The sequence below is a fragment of the Acinetobacter sp. TGL-Y2 genome, from assembly GCF_001612555.1.
Taxonomy (GTDB): Bacteria; Pseudomonadota; Gammaproteobacteria; order Pseudomonadales; family Moraxellaceae; genus Acinetobacter.
In genome coordinates this window covers 1,328,598-1,345,053 of the sequence record NZ_CP015110.1, presented here as the reverse complement: position 1 = coordinate 1,345,053, position 16,456 = coordinate 1,328,598, and the positions used below count along the sequence as shown (strand labels likewise).

Below are 16,456 nucleotides of genomic sequence, written 5' to 3'. Positions count from 1 at the left end.
ATCCTCAGCAGTAGTTGTAACTTAGGCTATAGTCAGCTTGATCCATGTCGGTGCTGACCATGTGAATTTGACAGGCTTTGCCTACATTAATTTTGTAGACATAATACCGATTACCGACTTGCTCTGATTCAATTGCACCTCGTGACAATACCTGTATTTGTTGACTCAATTGCCCCCTGTCCTTGGCGATTTTGTCTAAAACATAGTGCTGATACGTGTCTATATTTTTCTGCTCAAATTCAGGTAAATCATCGTAAGCCATCATGTACTCTAGTGTGTCCGCTGCTTTTAAATTTTTATCCAATTCAAAACTCAATAGCTTAGGTTCATGCCGTGCTGAACTTAGTTTCTTGCTTCCAGCAGTTAATTGATCAATATCAATGCCATCGACTTCAACTGCTGCAATCTCAGTTGATCCAGTCACTTCTGAAGCAGCGACGTTTGAGGTCTCTACAGCAGGGCCACTGCGATCGGCAGTACGTGTTTGAATGGGTTTCTCTACAGCATGTTTTGGGCTAAAGAAATACAAGCACGCGATGCTGATCAGGGTCAATGCCACAATCACGGTCAAACCCAAAATGGTTTTTTGGTTCATCTTTACTCTCCCCCACGTTTAGTTGGGTACAGTGACTTGACCGTTTTTGGCATTAAAGTGAACAAAGCGCGGACAGCCACCTTGAAAGTTCACTGTGAAATTTCTCCAGCCCTGATTGCCTGGGTTAGTTTTATACGTACACTTATAGACCCCATTGCCTAGGTTACGCGCCTGAACAAAATAGGCTTCGCTCGCTTGTGCGAACCAGCCTGCTTGCGCCCATGATGCGCTTACGAACAAGAATGAAATTAGGGTTGTTTTTACGAATATATTGGACATCATCATTTTCTCTTTTTATAGGCATCACCTGTCTTCAGCAGACACAGTGCTCCCCATGCAATTTATGTTTGAATGAATTTCTATGTTTTTTTGAAAGTGTTATAGACGATAAAGCACACTGATCTACTTCGCTCAAAACAGCATGAGAGATTCATCCTCATATCGGTAATATGTAGGTGAAAAAGTTTTATTCTTAGAAAGTATTAGACACAGCTATGCCATCTAGCACAGTATGGATTCTAATCACCCAGTGGCACCAATATGAAAAAAGAGAAATATAAGAGAGGGTATAAATGTAGACGCATGGCGTACTCCTTGTGCTAAAAGAGCCCTACCAAATCACTGTCAATATGATGGTGGCAGAGCGAAAGAGGGTTGACAGACTGACACACAAGAATCAGCACGCACAAGGCGTCCCTCCCTCGCCCTACCGCTACGAAGGGGGACGAACGAGTTCGCCACCAAAAAATTACTTTTTTGATGTGCTTGTGTGATGGGTCTGTCAAAACCCACTGACGATGTAGGTCAGCAGGCTAAGGATAATCTGCACAAACTAGAGCGTCAAGTCAGTACAGGGGTGTTCTTGAAAATGAATGTGCTAGTTTCAATTTCAGCACCGGCATCTGAGGGCGTTGACTAGCGTCGAACAGGTGTCCCGTGAAACCATTTAAACCCTTTAGGGGTGACACAGATTCTATTGGCTAGACCTTCAATGCTGGTTTCTCGATCAGGCATCTCATTTAAAGCACTTAAAGGGTCTAAGGCTTGATCCTGAGCATTCCGCTGAATAATCAACTGATATTCATCTTCATGTTGATATAGCTGAAAATCCGACTGTAAACAAAACGTCATTCCTTTATTGTCAGTTACCTTTTTCCAGCAATAGTCTATTTCTCGACTGTAAGCAGAAAACTCTACACAGAGTAAGGCATCAACAGCCAGAAAGAATTTCACCACATAACCCCGATCAACTCGTACGATCTGATGAAAAGTAAACACGACTTGTGCCTTATACCAAGGCAGTTTTTTGAGCTCTTTTTGGAAGTGATTAAACAACTTATTCCACTCACTGATATCTACCCATTGATTGAGAAATCCTTCAAGACTCAGCTCAAATTTCAAATCAACGGCATCGGGATAGGTTTCACTCACAGTACAATAGGATTCACGAATTTTTTCGATCTGCTTCGTGTAATACTGGTTATGCTGCTGAAGTTGTTCTACAAAGCTTGTACTCTGAAACAATTTATCTAGTCGCTTCAGGATTTTGTCAATATGAGCAGATGCTTGATTATTATAGCTAGAGGCTGTGACTAAACCTCCCATTGTAAAATAGTGATCACCCGATTCCAGTAATACACTGCTGTAAGCACGATAAAAGGCATCCACCCAAAATGAAAACTTATATTCTCGACCACACACCACCATCAGAATACGCCAATCATCAAAGTAGCTCATCAATATCTGGTTTAATTCTAGATTCAAAGCCCTTTGATGATCTTTGAAGTCGAGACCTTCTGGAACTCGCTCAAACTTGAGCCTTTTGTAATACTCAATCATGTTTTGTTCTAAGCGTGCTGCTGTAACCTCTAGTGCTAAATTACTCATGTGTTGTCCTATGAACTGATTAACTTCATATAACTTGCAAGTTCATAATTTTTTAAACCAAATCTTCTTTTCCAGCTTTGCTAAAGCGGTTTGCGCATTCCATTCCTTTATTCTCCTATTCGCCTCTTTATCAGGTATAGGACGACCATGATGCTGATAGTCCCCCTTGTAAAAGGTTTTGCGTCCTTGCAATTTAACTAATAGCATCTGCTCGTATTTTTCAGGATTGCTGAGATACGCAATGGCACCTAAAGCATTGTTACCTTGTGCAGGCTCTGTTCGACGAATCTCTCCAACGCCTAAACGTCCCTAACGTTCGTAGTTGTCTTTATTTTCTGTCGTGTTGATGTTCCATCCACACACCCCTTACCTGATGTGATCTCCTGCCACTTCTCAATCACCCCTTCAGCAATGTTATAATCACTCTGGTGCTTAGATCTATTAATCACCAATGCTAAATGCGCATGAAAGCCTTTGGTTATACCCTGCTCTAGTGCGATCGCATAGGTTACCAGTGCATCGAAACAACCGTTCTTGTCAGTAATCAAAGCACGTAGGCTATCGATATGCTGATAGAAGTCATGCACCGTAATCTCACTCAGGCTATTCTTGCTATAGCTCAAATCAACTCGGATCACTAGGACTGAGTAATATCCCTTAATTGCACCTTCAAATTCCTCAAGTAAAGCCTTTAGATTTCGTTCTTTTCGGTTCTTAAATCTTTCAATCTCATCAAGAATGAGCCCGCGATGCTCATGCAATATCCTTCTTGCCAAACAACCATATAGTCTACTTGAGCCGATCAAAAATCAGCTCAAGACGATTACTGCAGATAATGGTAAGGAGTTTAGCCGGCATGAGTATGCTGCTCAAGAATTAGAAATAGACTGGTATTTCGCTGATCCTTATAGCGCTTGGCAACGAGGTACGAATGAAAATACAAATGGCTTAGTCAGACAATACATTAGAAAAGGAAGTGATTTGAATCACTATACGGATGAATACATTTCAGAAATCACTTACCGTATAAATCATCGTCCAAGAAAAAGACTCGGCTTTAAAGGTCCGAGTCAGGTATTATGGCAACAACATGGTGTTGCACTTCAAATGCTAATCTAAGTTATGAAAGAGGCCTATTATAATGTATTTATAAGTCAGTTTATTAATGTGACTATACAAGGATCAATATGATCTGCCCATTTTTGCAACCATTGTCGACTTTCTTTTTCATAAGAATGCAAATCATAAGTTCCTTGCATCCCTTTTTTTGAATGGCCCAAAATCGCTTCAGCCACCTCTGCTGGACAACCTAAACGAGATAATCCTGTGCGTACCGTCCTTCTTAAATCATGTGGATTCCAGTCAGGCATATCATTCAACCAAAGCTGTTCAGCTCTATACTTCTGCTTATATTGCATCTTTTGGGGATTTCTCATTCTCCATTTACATTCAGTGATAGTCTTTTGCAAAAGTGGCTTTCCACTTTTTTCCATTTGAAAAACATATTCTAAATGCTTATTAGGCAGGATAGCGATAAATTCAGCACATTGTTTTGATAACTGCACATAACGTTCGGAACCATTTTTGCTTTGTCTTATATGCCATGTTCTATCCTGAAGATCTATATCTTCCCATTTTGCTTCACAAACCTCACCTGTACGACAACCAGTCCATAATGTGATCAATAATACTTGTTTGTGTTTTGCTGAAAACCCTGAGGTCGGCAACCACTTAAGCACTCGTCTCAGTTCATCATCGTTTAAAACTCTTGTTCCCTTCGTAGAAGTGAGCTTAAATCTAGCCTGCTTTAAGCTAGACTTAGCTAAAAAAGCTGGATTAGCAAAATCATCTTTAAATCTTTCAAGTCCAATTGCGTACTCATATGCTAAAGTTAATTCAGACAAGACCCTTCCCGCCTGAACATTCGCTCCTCTCGCTACGATATCTGACACTAACAGAACAATATCTTTACGAGTGATTTGCTCAGCAGGTAAGTGACCTAAGACTCTGACAGCATCCCCATAGAGAGTCCTTCTCGTTTCATCCTGACCTTTTTTCTTACGAGATCCTCTGATCAGTTTTTTTGATCCGGATTTTAAATCCTCTATATAGCGGTCTTCGATAACATTTATTAGATATAACTCAATTAAATCTCTCACTGTAAATTTATAGAGTTCTTCCTTCTCTATTTCTTCCTTAAGCTTTTTTAACCTTTCCTGTTTTTGCTGTTTTGCATGACTACTGGGACAAATTCCTGAACGCCTTAGTGCTTTTAACTTTTGTAGCTCTATTCTTGCTTCAGCTAAAGACATATCAGGAAAAGTACCTATTTTCATTTTTTTTAAAGAATTATCTATAGGGGTACGATATCGATATGTAAAAGAAGTTAATCCAGTCTTACCTTTATTTACTCGCAAGCCTTCATTCTCACCTATATCTGCTTTATAGCTATCATTTTTCATTTTCTCTATTGCTCTGGCAGATAGAGCAACTTTTTTCATCGTTTGAGTTTCTTTTTCATCCACCTAAAAATCCTCTTAAAAACCATGGCATATTTTTTGTTAGAATCCTTTTCAGAAGTTCTACAATCGATCTACCTAATTCTTAATACTTTAAACCCAGATCACATACAAGTACACCAAAAGGTATACTTATATGTTGGATTACCTAGGTTCAAACAAGATTTAATAGGATCAGTCTGGAAATTTATTTATGCAACTAATTGTAAATATTTATATTTTTAAAGGCTCTAAGTGATATGGATACAGAAAAATTAATACCCAGCTTATCCACCTTAACACCTATGATGCAGCAGTACATGTCCATGAAAGTGCTTCATCCGCACTCTCTCATGTTCTATCGTATGGGCGATTTTTACGAGTTATTTTTTGAAGATGCGCATAAAGCTGCAAAAATTCTCGGCATTACCTTAACTCACCGCGGTAAAGCCAATGGTGAACCGATTCCAATGGCGGGCGTTCCTTATCATGCTGCCGAAGGTTATATCGCACGCCTCGTGAAAAAAGGTGAAAATGTCGTCATCTGTGAGCAAATTGGTGAGGTTACCGGTAAAGGACCTGTCGAGCGTGGTGTAGTTCGAATTATAACGCCCGGGACATTGACCGATGATGCGTTACTGAATACACATCAAAGCTCAAATCTGGTCGCACTATGCATTCAGCAAAATCAAATTGGTATCGCACTTTTAGATCTCAGTGCAGGAATATTTAAAGTTCAACAACAAGATTATAAAACTGAACAATTGCCTTTAGAGCTTGCACGTTTAATGCCAAGCGAAATTCTGATTGACGAAGATTTAATTGATCAGCAGATTATTGAGCAGATCAAACAAAATATTGAATGTCCAGTGACCAAGCGTCCCAATGTAGATTTTAGTGTCAACAATGCACAGAAAACCTTATGTGATCAATTTGCTGTATCTACTCTCGCTGGTTTTGGGATTGATCATCTGCCTTTGGCAAAAGCTGCCGCAGCGGCACTGATTCACTATGCCAAAGAAACCCAAAAGACCGCTTTACCTCATATTCGCTCAATCAAACTTGAACAAAGCAGCGATTTTATTGCACTTGATCCCGTCACTCGTCGTAATTTAGAAATTATCAATCCATTGTTTGAGCATGGTACCTCACTCTTTGCGCTGATCAATGACTGCCAAACTGCCATGGGTGGACGTTTACTCAGCCGTACCCTAATGCAACCGATGCGTGATACGGCCATTTTGGATCAGCGTCTTGATGCTATAAAGGTATTGCTGAAGGGCTATCACGAATCTCCAATCCGATTGGTATTAAAAGATATTAGTGATATTGAACGTGTGCTGAGCCGTGTGGCGCTGGGCAGTGCTCGACCACGTGATTTGGTCCAACTTCGTCAAGCCTGTGCGCAAATCCCCTATTTACGTCATGCGCTTCAACCGATTTTAAGCGTGGGACAATCTCCCCTCATTCAGCAGCTCAATGAGAAACTAGGCGATTTCCATGGTCTTCATCAGCGCCTGATGGCGGCTATCGTTGAAAATCCACCTGTCGTGTTACGCGATGGTAATGTGATTGCTGAAGGTTTTGACAGCGAACTGGATGAGCTGCGTCAAATACGTGATCATGCAGGTCAGTTCTTGATTGATCTTGAAATTAAAGAACGTGAAGCGACAGGAATCAACACCTTAAAAATCGGTTATAACCGAGTCAGTGGTTATTATATTGAATTGTCGCGCGCGCAATCTGAACAAGCGCCTGAGCATTATATTCGTCGTCAAACACTCAAAAATGCTGAGCGCTACATCACGCCAGAGCTAAAATCCTTTGAAGATAAAGTGCTTTCAAGTGAGTCTCGTGCACTTGTGCGTGAAAAACTGCTGTTTGAAATGTTACTTGAAGAACTCAGACTCGATATTGCGCATCTACAAATGATGAGTAGTGCCATCGCACAGATTGATTTGATCAGTAACTTTGCGCATCAAGCGCGTTTATACAGTTGGAACCGTCCAGAATTTAGCCCAGAAATTGGCATTCAGATTAGCGCAGGTCGCCATCCGGTGGTTGAGTCACTGATTAAAACCCCGTATACCCCAAATGACACTCAGCTGAATTTTAATCAGCGTATGGCGATTATCACTGGCCCGAATATGGGTGGTAAATCCACCTTCATGCGCCAAACGGCTCTGATTACCCTACTTGCTTATTGCGGGAGCTATGTGCCTGTGCAGGCCGCTAAACTGGGACCTATTGATCGAATCTTTACCCGTATTGGTTCAGCGGATGATTTATCTTCAGGCAAATCTACCTTTATGGTGGAAATGACCGAGACCTCGCAAATTTTGCATCATGCCACCAATCAGTCTTTGGTGCTCATGGATGAAGTTGGACGTGGCACCAGTACCTATGATGGTTTGTCGCTGGCATGGGCATGTGTACTGGATTTAACCAAACGTATCAAATGCTTATGTTTATTTGCTACACATTATTTCGAACTAACAGAGCTCGCCAAAGAAGCTTCAATTAGCAATTTCCATGTGACCGCTAAAGAAATGAATGGCAACTTAATTTTACTCCACAAAGTACAACAAGGCCCTGCCAGTCAAAGTCATGGTTTGCAAGTGGCGAAACTTGCAGGTATTCCAGCTAGCGTAATCAAAGATGCACAGCTGCGCTTAAAAATCTTAGAGAAACAACAACTTCAGCAACCAAAATCAATCCAAAATGATTTATTTGCGGTGGATGAGACCCGTGCGCCAGAAGTGATCGAACGAATTGTTGAAGTTGAAAAAAGTTCGCCAGTACTCGATCTGCTTCAATCATTAGATGTAGATAGCCTGTCTCCACGTGAAGCCCTACAACAGCTGTATGCTTTAAAAGATCAGTTATTAAAGTCATGATCTCAAGTCATGCTTTAAAACTAAAATTTAAAATTATGATTTGAGAGGATGATTTAAAACCTTGTTCTAAAGAATCGAAAACCTAAAAAACCTCGTGTGATACGAGGTTTTTTTATAGCTGATTGAGACAATAGTGCTACTGGTCAAACAACTTTCTAAGCTGTCTACGCCTTCTGATCAGACCCAAAACTTCTTTACGCTCATAGATTTCATCTAAGCTAAAAGGCAAATGCTGCAGCAGCACATCATCAGGTAACATGCTGTTTTCAATAAGATAACAATCTTGTGCTGTGATCCATGCGCTAGGTGCAAATTCAGGCTTTCGAGACGGTCTTTTTTTCATGGCTCAATTATATCAAAACCCAACTCTGGGTTGTGTTATCGATTGATAAAAAATGAGCATCAAAGCATGGGGTATTTGCATCAATTTATCATGGCTTCATCGATGCTGAATATAAGTACACTGAGTAACCCGAATCCTGTTTAAGCCAATGATTCCATAATTTGAATTTTCGGCTTATTTTGATGGGTTAGTTGATATGCGCATAACGATGCGTAAATCCCACTTAGAAATCCATGAATGCTACGTGCTTTACTCGTCACTAAATTGTATTGACCTTTCAATAGGCTGAATAACGTTTCTATTTTATTGCGCTGTTTTAAGTGATGCTCATCTGGTGCACTGAGCTCAACAGACCGCATGTTCTTTCGATGATAAGTAATCAAATCAATGCCTTGATCTTGTAACTTACTTTTTAAATCTTGAGTAATATAACCACGACCCGCATAAAGCTTTGCCTCGAACCCCTTGACCAACTGCTCCACCATTTTGATGTCAGCCACATGGCCATTCGATAAAGCAGAACAAGTAATTTCCCCAAACCGGTTCATTGCAATATGTAATTTACAGCCATAAAACCAACCCATTGAACTTTTACCTCGAGATGTGATTTTAGCTAAAGATTTATGGCGTTGAATCCGTTGATTTTTACAAACTGGCAGAGTTGTTGAATCAAGCCATAAACAATGGCTATGTTGACCTTTTGTTAAAGCTATATGTAAAGCATGTAATGCCAATTGATGTATATTCATTAGATAAATCATCCTTTGGTAACAGGGTAAGCTTTTAAATAAATGATTTTTAGCATGTTTCAGCCATGTGAAAAATGCTTTGAAATTGGTGAAGTAAGAACATTTATACCAGATAGCAATAAAAGTGATTTCTGAGATACTCAAGTGAGCGGTTCGGACTCTTGAGAAACGACGGCTTTGTTTAAGAAAATTCCAGTAGGTTGCTTCAATTTTAAGAAAGAAATCATCAATTACGCAAAATAATTCGGTACTATTAAGCATCGGGACTAGAGTTTTAAGTTTTGTGTGGTAACTCAACTGATGGCTCTAGTCCTCTTATTTTTCAAGTCAATTTCTTATCCGCGATTCGGGTTAACTATAATTTCATTCATCTAATAATTAAAATAATTGCAATTAACACCATACATATAGCACTAGATTTATTTAATATAGCCATATTTCTTTTACTTTTAAATAAATGTAGTAATTTTAAACCTACTAAGCCATAAATTGACATGGAAATAATATCGATAGATGAGGAAATAAGTCCAAGTACTAAATATTGTGTCATAATATCAATTTGGGGATTGATAAATTGCGGAAGAAAAGCTATAAAAAAAACCAGCACTTTAGGATTGGATATTGCTGTTAAAAATCCTTTAATAGGTAAATTATAGATACTTTTTATTTCGTAGTTCGTCCCGCTGGTCGTAGAATCTGATTTCCAGATCATAACTGCTATAAATAATAAATAACAAAAACCTAAATATTTTATAATCTCAAAAATTATTGGAAAATCTGTTATCAGCTTATATAATCCTAAACCAACAGCACAAATAATTAAAAAATCTGCTATAGCAGCTCCAATACTCGCTAAAAGCACAAGGCGAATGCTTCCTTGTAAACCTAAAGCTAGTGCTAGAAAAGATGTTGGTCCTGGTAAAATAGCACCAATAAAACAAAAGGTGCTATAGAGTAAAATTAGATTAAATTCCATATTATTTACTTATGGTGTATGAACTTTAAGTATTCATATGTAGTAGGTAGACTTTGTAATAACATATTTTCACGTTCCTTCAAATCTTTCATATATTGTTGAGCTTGTTCAAATTTCTCATCATATAGTACTTTGGGATATACTGAGTCTGGGTACCATTTAAAACCAGTAAACATACAGTAATAGTTACTGTTAGTCCAAAAATTGGAAAACTCTATATCAAAATTACCATAATAATCTTTTTCATTAGTAGTAATTGGAGGGCAAACAACCAATCCTGCTTTATACATATCTAGTTTTGCTTTTAAAGAGTCTGAAAGTTTCAAATCATGTTTATTTGCTTTCCAAAAATCGGTGTCAATACGCGATGTAGTAAAATAATGAGTTTGCAAAAAATCACGACTATCATCAAACATTACTTCAATTTTATCATTGAATGAGTTGATTAACTTTTCATCCATTTCTTTTGTTGGAAAGTGCTTAACAAGTTGGTAAATAGCAACATAAATAAAATAAAGCCCTGTAGATTCTAATGGTTCTAAAAAACAGGAAGATAAACCAATTGCAACACAATTCTTCACCCACGCACGCTTATTCCGTCCAGTTCTGAATTTAATATGATTCAATGAAATATTATCTTCTTTTACATTCCATAATTTTAAGAATTCATCAGTTGCTTGATCTTTAGTTGTAAAGTTATCTGAATAGACGTAACCTGATCCAAACCTACCTAACATAGGAATTTTCCACGTCCATCCATTTTTCATGGCAATTGCTGAAGTATAAGGTTCTATCCCATTTTCCTCATCATCATGTTTAATAGATGCTGCAACTGCTGAATTGCAAAACAATTGATCAGACATATTCAAGAATGGTTCATTTAATGCTTTATTAATTATAAGTCCTTTGAATCCAGAACAATCAATAAATAAGTCGGCTTCGAGATCTCCATTTTTTGTAGTAGTCACAGACTTTACATAGCCATTTGCATCTAAATTTACATTTTTCACTTCATCTTCAAAATGTTTTACACCCCAAGAAATTGATAGTTTTTTTAGGAATTTAGCAACCAAATGAGCATCAAAATGCCAAGCATGACTCATAACACTTTCGTGATTTAATGTCTTTGGAGATAGTTTCGCATCTAATAATTTAGCTTTGTCATAGCAATCATAAGCCATAGGTAAATTTGTTGTTTTATTTTCTCTAAAGTAATTCCAATAATGTGTTAATGGAATATCCTCTATATTTTTAACCTGACCAAACATATGATAAAAGTAGTCGTTTTTATCATTAGGATCATTCCAATTTACAAATTTAATTGCAGCTTTAAATGAGGCATTACATTCAGGCATCCAATCTTCTTCTTTTAGCCCTAAAAAATCAAAAAATACTTTTTGTAAATTTGGAATGGTCGCTTCACCAACACCAATTTTAGGTATTTCTGGTGATTCAACTAAAGAAATATTGACCTTATTTCCAAAAGCCTTCGCCAAATATGAGGCGGTCATCCAACCAGCACTACCGCCACCAACAATTAAAACGTTTTTTATTAATTGACTACTCATTTACATTTCCTTTTTAAACTGCATATTTTTAAATATTCATTTATTTCTTGATATGATTGAACTATGTGAAAATAAGACGGAGCATTTATCTTTACTTCATTTGAAGGTTGAAATAAAAAGCCATGATCAACTAAATGCAACATAGAGAAATCATTAAATGCATCACCAATTGCTATACTTTGTATTCTTGGACTTTGTTTTTTTTGATAATTTACAATTACTTCGTGCTTTCCTTTTTTTCTTGAGTAACCTACTCGTTCTATATAGCCATCATTATTCACAATTAGATTATGACAATATGCTTTGTGAGGAGATAATCCTAATTTCTCGAAAAAATGATGAAGAAATTGATAAAAACAATCAGAAACAATTCTTATTTCAAAGTTACCGTTCAGTTGAAGATGTTCTATAAACTTTTTAGCATCTTTTAATGGGTCAATTTTCTTTATAATTTCAATAAGTTGAAATAAAGTAATTTTATTTTTTTTTAGAATATTAATCCTTTGTTCCATTAATTTTTCATAATTTGAAACTTCTCTTGTTGTTACTGATAATTCTGGTACACCAAAATGAATTGCAAACACCTTCCATATCTCAGGAATAAGAACCCCTTCCATATCAATAAAAGCTATTTTTTCCATATTCATCTCCATTATTGAAATTTAGCAAAAAGCAAAGCTACACCTAATGCACATAAAATTGAGCCGATGACTTTGTTAATTTTCACCTGTTTCGCTAACATTTTTTGTCTTAAAACTATCGATGAAAATAGTATAGAAACAAGAGAAAACCATGCAAAATGCGCGAATGACATGAATAATCCATAGCCAAGTAAAATGATTTTAGGTGTTGAAATACTTAAAATTTGGGTATAGGTACTAATCACAAATAGTGTTGTCTTAGGATTCAATGCGTTTGTAAAAAAACCATATTTTAGCGCTTGAAATGAGTTTAATACTTTTAAAGCATCGCTATCGAATAATGGTTTTTGAGTAAATGTTTTATATCCGATATAGATCAGATAAATTGCTCCAATATATTTAAAGATATTGAGAATTTGCGGGGTATAAGTCATAACAAATTCAACAGCAATTAATGTATATGTCACATGAACCAATACCCCGAGTGCTATTCCTAACGACGTTAAAATACCGATTTTTCTACCGTACAAATAACTATTTTTTGTCACAATTGCAAAATCAGCTCCAGGGCTGACCACAGCCAATATTGTGATCAAAATAACAGCAACAAATTCTCCCATTTCAACTATGCCTTTTTAAATGTAATCACTAAAACATCCCTTATTCCGAATTTACTTTGCTCAATACTATTTACCATTGTTTCAGTAACACTATGATAAACTTTATGATCATCAACTAATGCGAGGTCTAGAAAGTTTTCTAACATAAATTCAGTTTTTAGAGTTTTATCCAAATTATAAATTCTAGTAAAACCGCCTTGAATATTTTGTCTATTAATCAGAGCCATTAATACAAAATCAACACCATCACGATGGATCCCTTCAGGTGTTGGTTTACCTAAATTATTTGGTTTAGCTTCGATCCGAAATTGATGTGCTTCTATAAACCAATTCTCAGACTCAAGTTCAGAAAAAGTAAAATATGCAAATTGTAGTAAATTTTGAAAAATAGGGTTTTCTATAGTTTTTCTGTCTATTTCTGTGAAATGCCGAGCTATCCCACCATTCAAAGAGTTGTATTCAATAGTTTGAAAATGTGGAATATATTTATTTTTTTGAACAATTTTATCTCTGTTATTAACTGTAAAAGTAGCATGTTTTCTAGTTCTATATTTCCCTCTATCTGACATGAATTGATCCATGTCAAGTGTGTTCCAACTGTCAATGAATTCGGTCATATCTTGTTCACATACATTGTCGAAATTATTTTTTTCCTGTATTTTTTGGAATGTATTAGAATCAATGAAAGTATAGCCTTGGTTAGCAATTTCTGCTGAATATCTATAATTTTGTACATATTCAGTTGGTAATATTTCAATTTTAATTATGGTTTCCATAGTATTAAATTGATTCTTTGTTTGTGGTGATTTTTATTTTCAAACAGAAAGTAAAAAATAAAAATTGAAAAAAACGACACACTTATATGAGGTTATAGAATGATTGAGAAAATATCTTTGAATTCTTTGAAATTTTTTTATTTTGTTGCAAAATGCGGAAGCGTTACCGCAGCAGCAGAAAAATTATTTGTTACACAAAGTGCCGTAAGTAAACAAATACATAATCTTGAGGAATCTTTAAATATTGTTTTATTTGTTAGGAAAAATAAAACCTTAGTAATTACATCTGATGGGCAACAACTATTTAATTGTTGCCATTACCTTTTTAGCCAACTTGATGAATGTTTGATAAATTTACATAATAATGGAAAAAAACAGTTGATCTTGTCATGTGAACCTACAATTTCAATGAAATGGTTAATTCCTAGATTATCAAAATTCAAAGAGTTAGGGCATGATTTTGAAATAGTTTTACTTACAGGAGGGGGAGTTGTTGATTTTGAGAAAAATAAAATTGATATTGCAATTCGGCGAAATGATTTTAATTGGGGAGAACATATCTATAGTGAAAAAATTGTAGATGAATATATCGTAATTGCTCAAAAAACAAACTTTCACGTAAATACTGAATTACTCATCTCAGCTTCAAGACCGAAGTTTTTTTATAATATGAGTAAAATTTTCGGACTAAAAGAGACTCTAAGTAAATATTCTAAAATTGAATTGGAACACTTTTATCTTTGCCTTGAAGGTTGTTTAGCTGGATTAGGCGACACTATTATTTCAATTTATATGATAGAGAAGGAGTTAGAATGTAATTTATTAAAAAAAATATCGACTCCAGTACAAGATGGATCTTCTTATTATTTACTGTCGCATACTGCTTTTGAAACAGATCATAGAAAGATCATCTTTTTAAACTGGCTAAGACATGAAATGTATGAGAGCCAGGTCAGACTAATTAACCCGAATCCTGTTTAAGCCAATGATTCCATAATTTGAATTTTCGGCTTATTTTGATGAGTTAGTTGATATGCGCATAACGATGCGTAAATCCCACTTAGAAATTCATAAATGCTATGTGCTTTACTCGTCAATAAATTGTATGGACCTTTCAATAGGCTGAATAACGTTTCTATTTTATTGCGCTGTTTTATAGCTGGATCTAAATTTTAAGCTACATTTCCTTCAAGCCTAAATCGATCGCTTCTTCTATCGTTTTGTCTAACCGGATAGCGATACTTTTAACTTTGGATTTTAGCACTGACCATGCTTTTTCAATTGGATTTAAGTCTGGACTGTAAGCAGGCAAGTACATGATTCTACAATTAAAATCTGTAGCTAGTTTTTTGATATCTCCATGCTTATGAATCGAAGCGTTATCTAGAATCAGCAGATGCCTTTTGGTCTTATCCTGATTATCTTTGGTTAAATTTTCAAGTAGATATCTCAGCCATCCCGTGAACATTGCTCGATCGCATGAACCTTGAAAGACCAAAGGGTAAAGGAACTGATACGCTGAATTAGTCCTCACAGCACTGATGATACTTAATCTTTTACCATGACCACCCAATTTTAAAGCAGCGCAACGACTGCCTAGTTTAGACCAACCATATTGCGCTGTATCTGTGGTGTTTATCCCAGACTCATCAATATAAAGAATCTAATCTTCCCCAAACTCCTCTTTCCATTGCGGAAGAAACCAGTTAAATACAGCCCTTGTTATTTTGTCGGCTTGCTTATAGAGAAAACTCTTTTTTTACGTGTCCAACCAAGTCTATGAATGGCCTTTAACAGGGTTGAGTAAAGGATTGGATACCCAAACTTTTGTTAAAACAAAGGGACGAGATCTTTCACTTGAGAAAATTCAGTAGTTTCAATAAAGTGTTTGAAAGCATCCATATCCTTGATTTTAGTGGGTCGACCTGCATTGATTTTAAGCTGTTTCAATTCTCCAGTGGTGTTTTGAAGAAGAATCCAATCATCCAAAGTGGTTCTAGATATTTTAAAGGTTTTACATGTATATGATTTGTGATTATTTTCTTCATAAAACTGCATGACATTTTCACGTAAATCTACCGAATATATTTTAGGCATAGTCTTGATCAACTGAATTTCTCATCATTGTATCCTAAAATAAGATTGCAGCTATAAGTGATATTCATCTGGCGCACTGAGCTCAACAGACCGCATGTTCTTTCGATGATAGGTAATCAAATCAATACCTTGATCTTGTAACTTACTTTTTAAATCTTGACTGGTATAACAACGATCCGCATAAAGCCTTGCCTCGAACCCCTCGACCAACTGCTCCACCATTTTGATGTCAACCACATGGCCATTGGATAGTGCCGAGCTTACAATCTCGCCAAATCGATTCATTGCAATATGTAATTTACAGCCATAAAACCAACCCATTGAACTTTTACCTCGAGATGTGATTTTAGCTAAAGATTTATGGCGTTGAATCCGCTGATTTTTACAGACGGGCAAAGTCGTTGAATCAAGCCATAAATACTGGCTATGTTGACCTTTAGTTAAAGCTATATGTAAAGCATGTAATGCCAATTGATGTATATTGATTAGATAAATCATCCGTTGATAACAGGGTAAGCTTTTAAATAAATGATTTTTATACCGTTTCAACCATGTGATGAATGCTTTGAAATTGGTAAAATGAGAACATTTATACCAGATAGCAATAAAAGTGATTTCTGAGATATTCAAGTGAGCGATTCGGACTCTTGAGAAACGACGAATTTGCTTAAGGAAATTCCAATAGGTTGTTTCAAATTTAAGAAAGAAATCATCAATTACGCAGAATAATTCGATACTATTAAACATCGGGACTAGAGTTTTAAGTTTTGTGTGGTAACTCAACTGATGGCTCTAGTCCACTTATTTTT

Annotated in this window: 17 protein-coding genes and 3 pseudogenes; 4 read left to right on the top strand and 16 right to left on the bottom strand. The window is 36.3% G+C overall.

Annotated features, from left to right (window positions below; all coding sequences use genetic code 11):
• Positions 1–4: 4 nt before the first annotated feature.
• Together AMD27_RS06255 and AMD27_RS06250 are read right to left on the bottom strand one after the other, a co-directional pair.
• Positions 5–595, bottom strand: a complete 591-nt coding sequence (locus AMD27_RS06255; protein WP_067657814.1) for a hypothetical protein — start codon at positions 593–595, stop codon at positions 5–7.
• 18 nt (positions 596–613) lie between these two features.
• The gene (locus AMD27_RS06250; protein WP_067662816.1) at positions 614–874 is read right to left on the bottom strand and encodes a hypothetical protein; all 261 of its coding nucleotides are present in this window, start codon (positions 872–874) and stop codon (positions 614–616) included.
• Positions 875–1,367: 493 nt separating this feature from the next.
• Here AMD27_RS06250 and AMD27_RS18705 point away from each other — a divergent pair, with 493 nt between their 5' ends.
• A complete protein-coding gene (locus AMD27_RS18705; RefSeq protein ID WP_171254782.1) occupies positions 1,368–1,514 on the top strand; it encodes a hypothetical protein in 147 nt (48 codons plus the stop codon).
• Here the strand turns inward: AMD27_RS18705 and AMD27_RS06245 are convergent.
• A complete protein-coding gene (locus AMD27_RS06245; RefSeq protein ID WP_067657805.1) occupies positions 1,511–2,482 on the bottom strand; it encodes a hypothetical protein in 972 nt (323 codons plus the stop codon). The two genes, AMD27_RS18705 and AMD27_RS06245, sit on opposite strands and share 4 nt — an antisense overlap.
• A 42-nt stretch (positions 2,483–2,524) precedes the next feature.
• Positions 2,525–3,252, bottom strand: a pseudogene (locus AMD27_RS06240) (hypothetical protein); the annotation flags it as partial.
• On the opposite strand from AMD27_RS06240, the gene AMD27_RS18425 reads away from it, so the two are divergent.
• A complete protein-coding gene (locus tag AMD27_RS18425; protein WP_150115757.1) occupies positions 3,221–3,601 on the top strand; it encodes an IS30 family transposase in 381 nt (126 codons plus the stop codon). The pseudogene AMD27_RS06240 and the gene AMD27_RS18425 overlap by 32 nt on opposite strands.
• A 35-nt stretch (positions 3,602–3,636) precedes the next feature.
• Here the strand turns inward: AMD27_RS18425 and AMD27_RS06235 are convergent, their stop codons facing one another.
• Positions 3,637–4,983 carry a tyrosine-type recombinase/integrase gene (locus tag AMD27_RS06235; RefSeq protein ID WP_067662813.1) on the bottom strand — a complete coding sequence of 449 codons (1,347 nt, stop codon included), beginning with the start codon at positions 4,981–4,983 and terminating at the stop codon, positions 3,637–3,639.
• Positions 4,984–5,240: 257 nt separating this feature from the next.
• Here AMD27_RS06235 and mutS point away from each other — a divergent pair, with 257 nt between their 5' ends.
• Entirely contained in the window at positions 5,241–7,877 is a 2,637-nt protein-coding gene (gene mutS, locus AMD27_RS06230; protein WP_067657804.1) for a DNA mismatch repair protein MutS, read from the top strand.
• A gap of 136 nt (positions 7,878–8,013) precedes the next feature.
• Here mutS and AMD27_RS06225 read toward each other — a convergent pair whose 3' ends face one another.
• The 7 genes from AMD27_RS06225 to AMD27_RS06195 all read right to left on the bottom strand — a co-directional run bounded on the left by AMD27_RS06225 (position 8,014) and on the right by AMD27_RS06195 (position 13,550).
• Entirely contained in the window at positions 8,014–8,220 is a 207-nt protein-coding gene (locus AMD27_RS06225) for an acyl-CoA thioesterase (protein ID WP_067657802.1), read from the bottom strand.
• Positions 8,221–8,360: 140 nt separating this feature from the next.
• Positions 8,361–9,230, bottom strand: coding sequence for an IS982 family transposase (locus tag AMD27_RS06220; protein ID WP_067657800.1), 870 nt, complete (start codon positions 9,228–9,230; stop codon positions 8,361–8,363).
• Between the two features lie 106 nt (positions 9,231–9,336).
• Positions 9,337–9,945 carry a LysE family translocator gene (locus tag AMD27_RS06215; protein WP_067657796.1) on the bottom strand — a complete coding sequence of 203 codons (609 nt, stop codon included), beginning with the start codon at positions 9,943–9,945 and terminating at the stop codon, positions 9,337–9,339.
• A 5-nt stretch (positions 9,946–9,950) separates the two neighbouring features.
• Positions 9,951–11,513: a tryptophan halogenase family protein gene (locus tag AMD27_RS06210; protein ID WP_067657783.1), complete on the bottom strand. Its 1,563-nt coding sequence runs from the start codon at positions 11,511–11,513 to the stop codon at positions 9,951–9,953.
• Positions 11,510–12,154 carry a bifunctional phosphoserine phosphatase/homoserine phosphotransferase ThrH gene (gene thrH, locus AMD27_RS06205; protein WP_067657780.1) on the bottom strand — a complete coding sequence of 215 codons (645 nt, stop codon included), beginning with the start codon at positions 12,152–12,154 and terminating at the stop codon, positions 11,510–11,512. Before thrH ends, AMD27_RS06210 begins: the two co-directional genes overlap by 4 nt.
• Positions 12,155–12,165: 11 nt before the next feature.
• Entirely contained in the window at positions 12,166–12,774 is a 609-nt protein-coding gene (locus tag AMD27_RS06200) for a LysE family translocator (protein ID WP_067657778.1), read from the bottom strand.
• 5 nt (positions 12,775–12,779) lie between these two features.
• Complete coding sequence (locus tag AMD27_RS06195; RefSeq protein WP_067657775.1) at positions 12,780–13,550, bottom strand: 2OG-Fe dioxygenase family protein; 771 nt, start codon at positions 13,548–13,550, stop codon at positions 12,780–12,782.
• Between the two features lie 99 nt (positions 13,551–13,649).
• Here AMD27_RS06195 and AMD27_RS06190 point away from each other — a divergent pair, with 99 nt between their 5' ends.
• Positions 13,650–14,531, top strand: coding sequence for a LysR family transcriptional regulator (locus AMD27_RS06190; protein ID WP_067657773.1), 882 nt, complete (start codon positions 13,650–13,652; stop codon positions 14,529–14,531).
• On the opposite strand, the pseudogene AMD27_RS18420 reads toward AMD27_RS06190, so the two are convergent.
• The 4 genes and pseudogenes from AMD27_RS18420 to AMD27_RS06175 form a co-directional block, all read right to left on the bottom strand.
• A pseudogene (locus AMD27_RS18420) lies at positions 14,528–14,707 on the bottom strand (IS982 family transposase); the annotation flags it as partial. The gene AMD27_RS06190 and the pseudogene AMD27_RS18420 overlap by 4 nt on opposite strands.
• Before the next feature lie 20 nt (positions 14,708–14,727).
• Positions 14,728–15,204 (bottom strand): IS630 family transposase, encoded by a 477-nt coding sequence (locus tag AMD27_RS18075; RefSeq protein WP_228140744.1) that lies wholly within the window; start codon positions 15,202–15,204, stop codon positions 14,728–14,730.
• A gap of 176 nt (positions 15,205–15,380) precedes the next feature.
• Positions 15,381–15,647 (bottom strand): IS630 transposase-related protein, encoded by a 267-nt coding sequence (locus AMD27_RS06180; RefSeq protein ID WP_228140721.1) that lies wholly within the window; start codon positions 15,645–15,647, stop codon positions 15,381–15,383.
• A gap of 54 nt (positions 15,648–15,701) precedes the next feature.
• Positions 15,702–16,394: pseudogene (locus AMD27_RS06175) on the bottom strand (IS982 family transposase); the annotation flags it as partial.
• Positions 16,395–16,456: the final 62 nt, after the last annotated feature.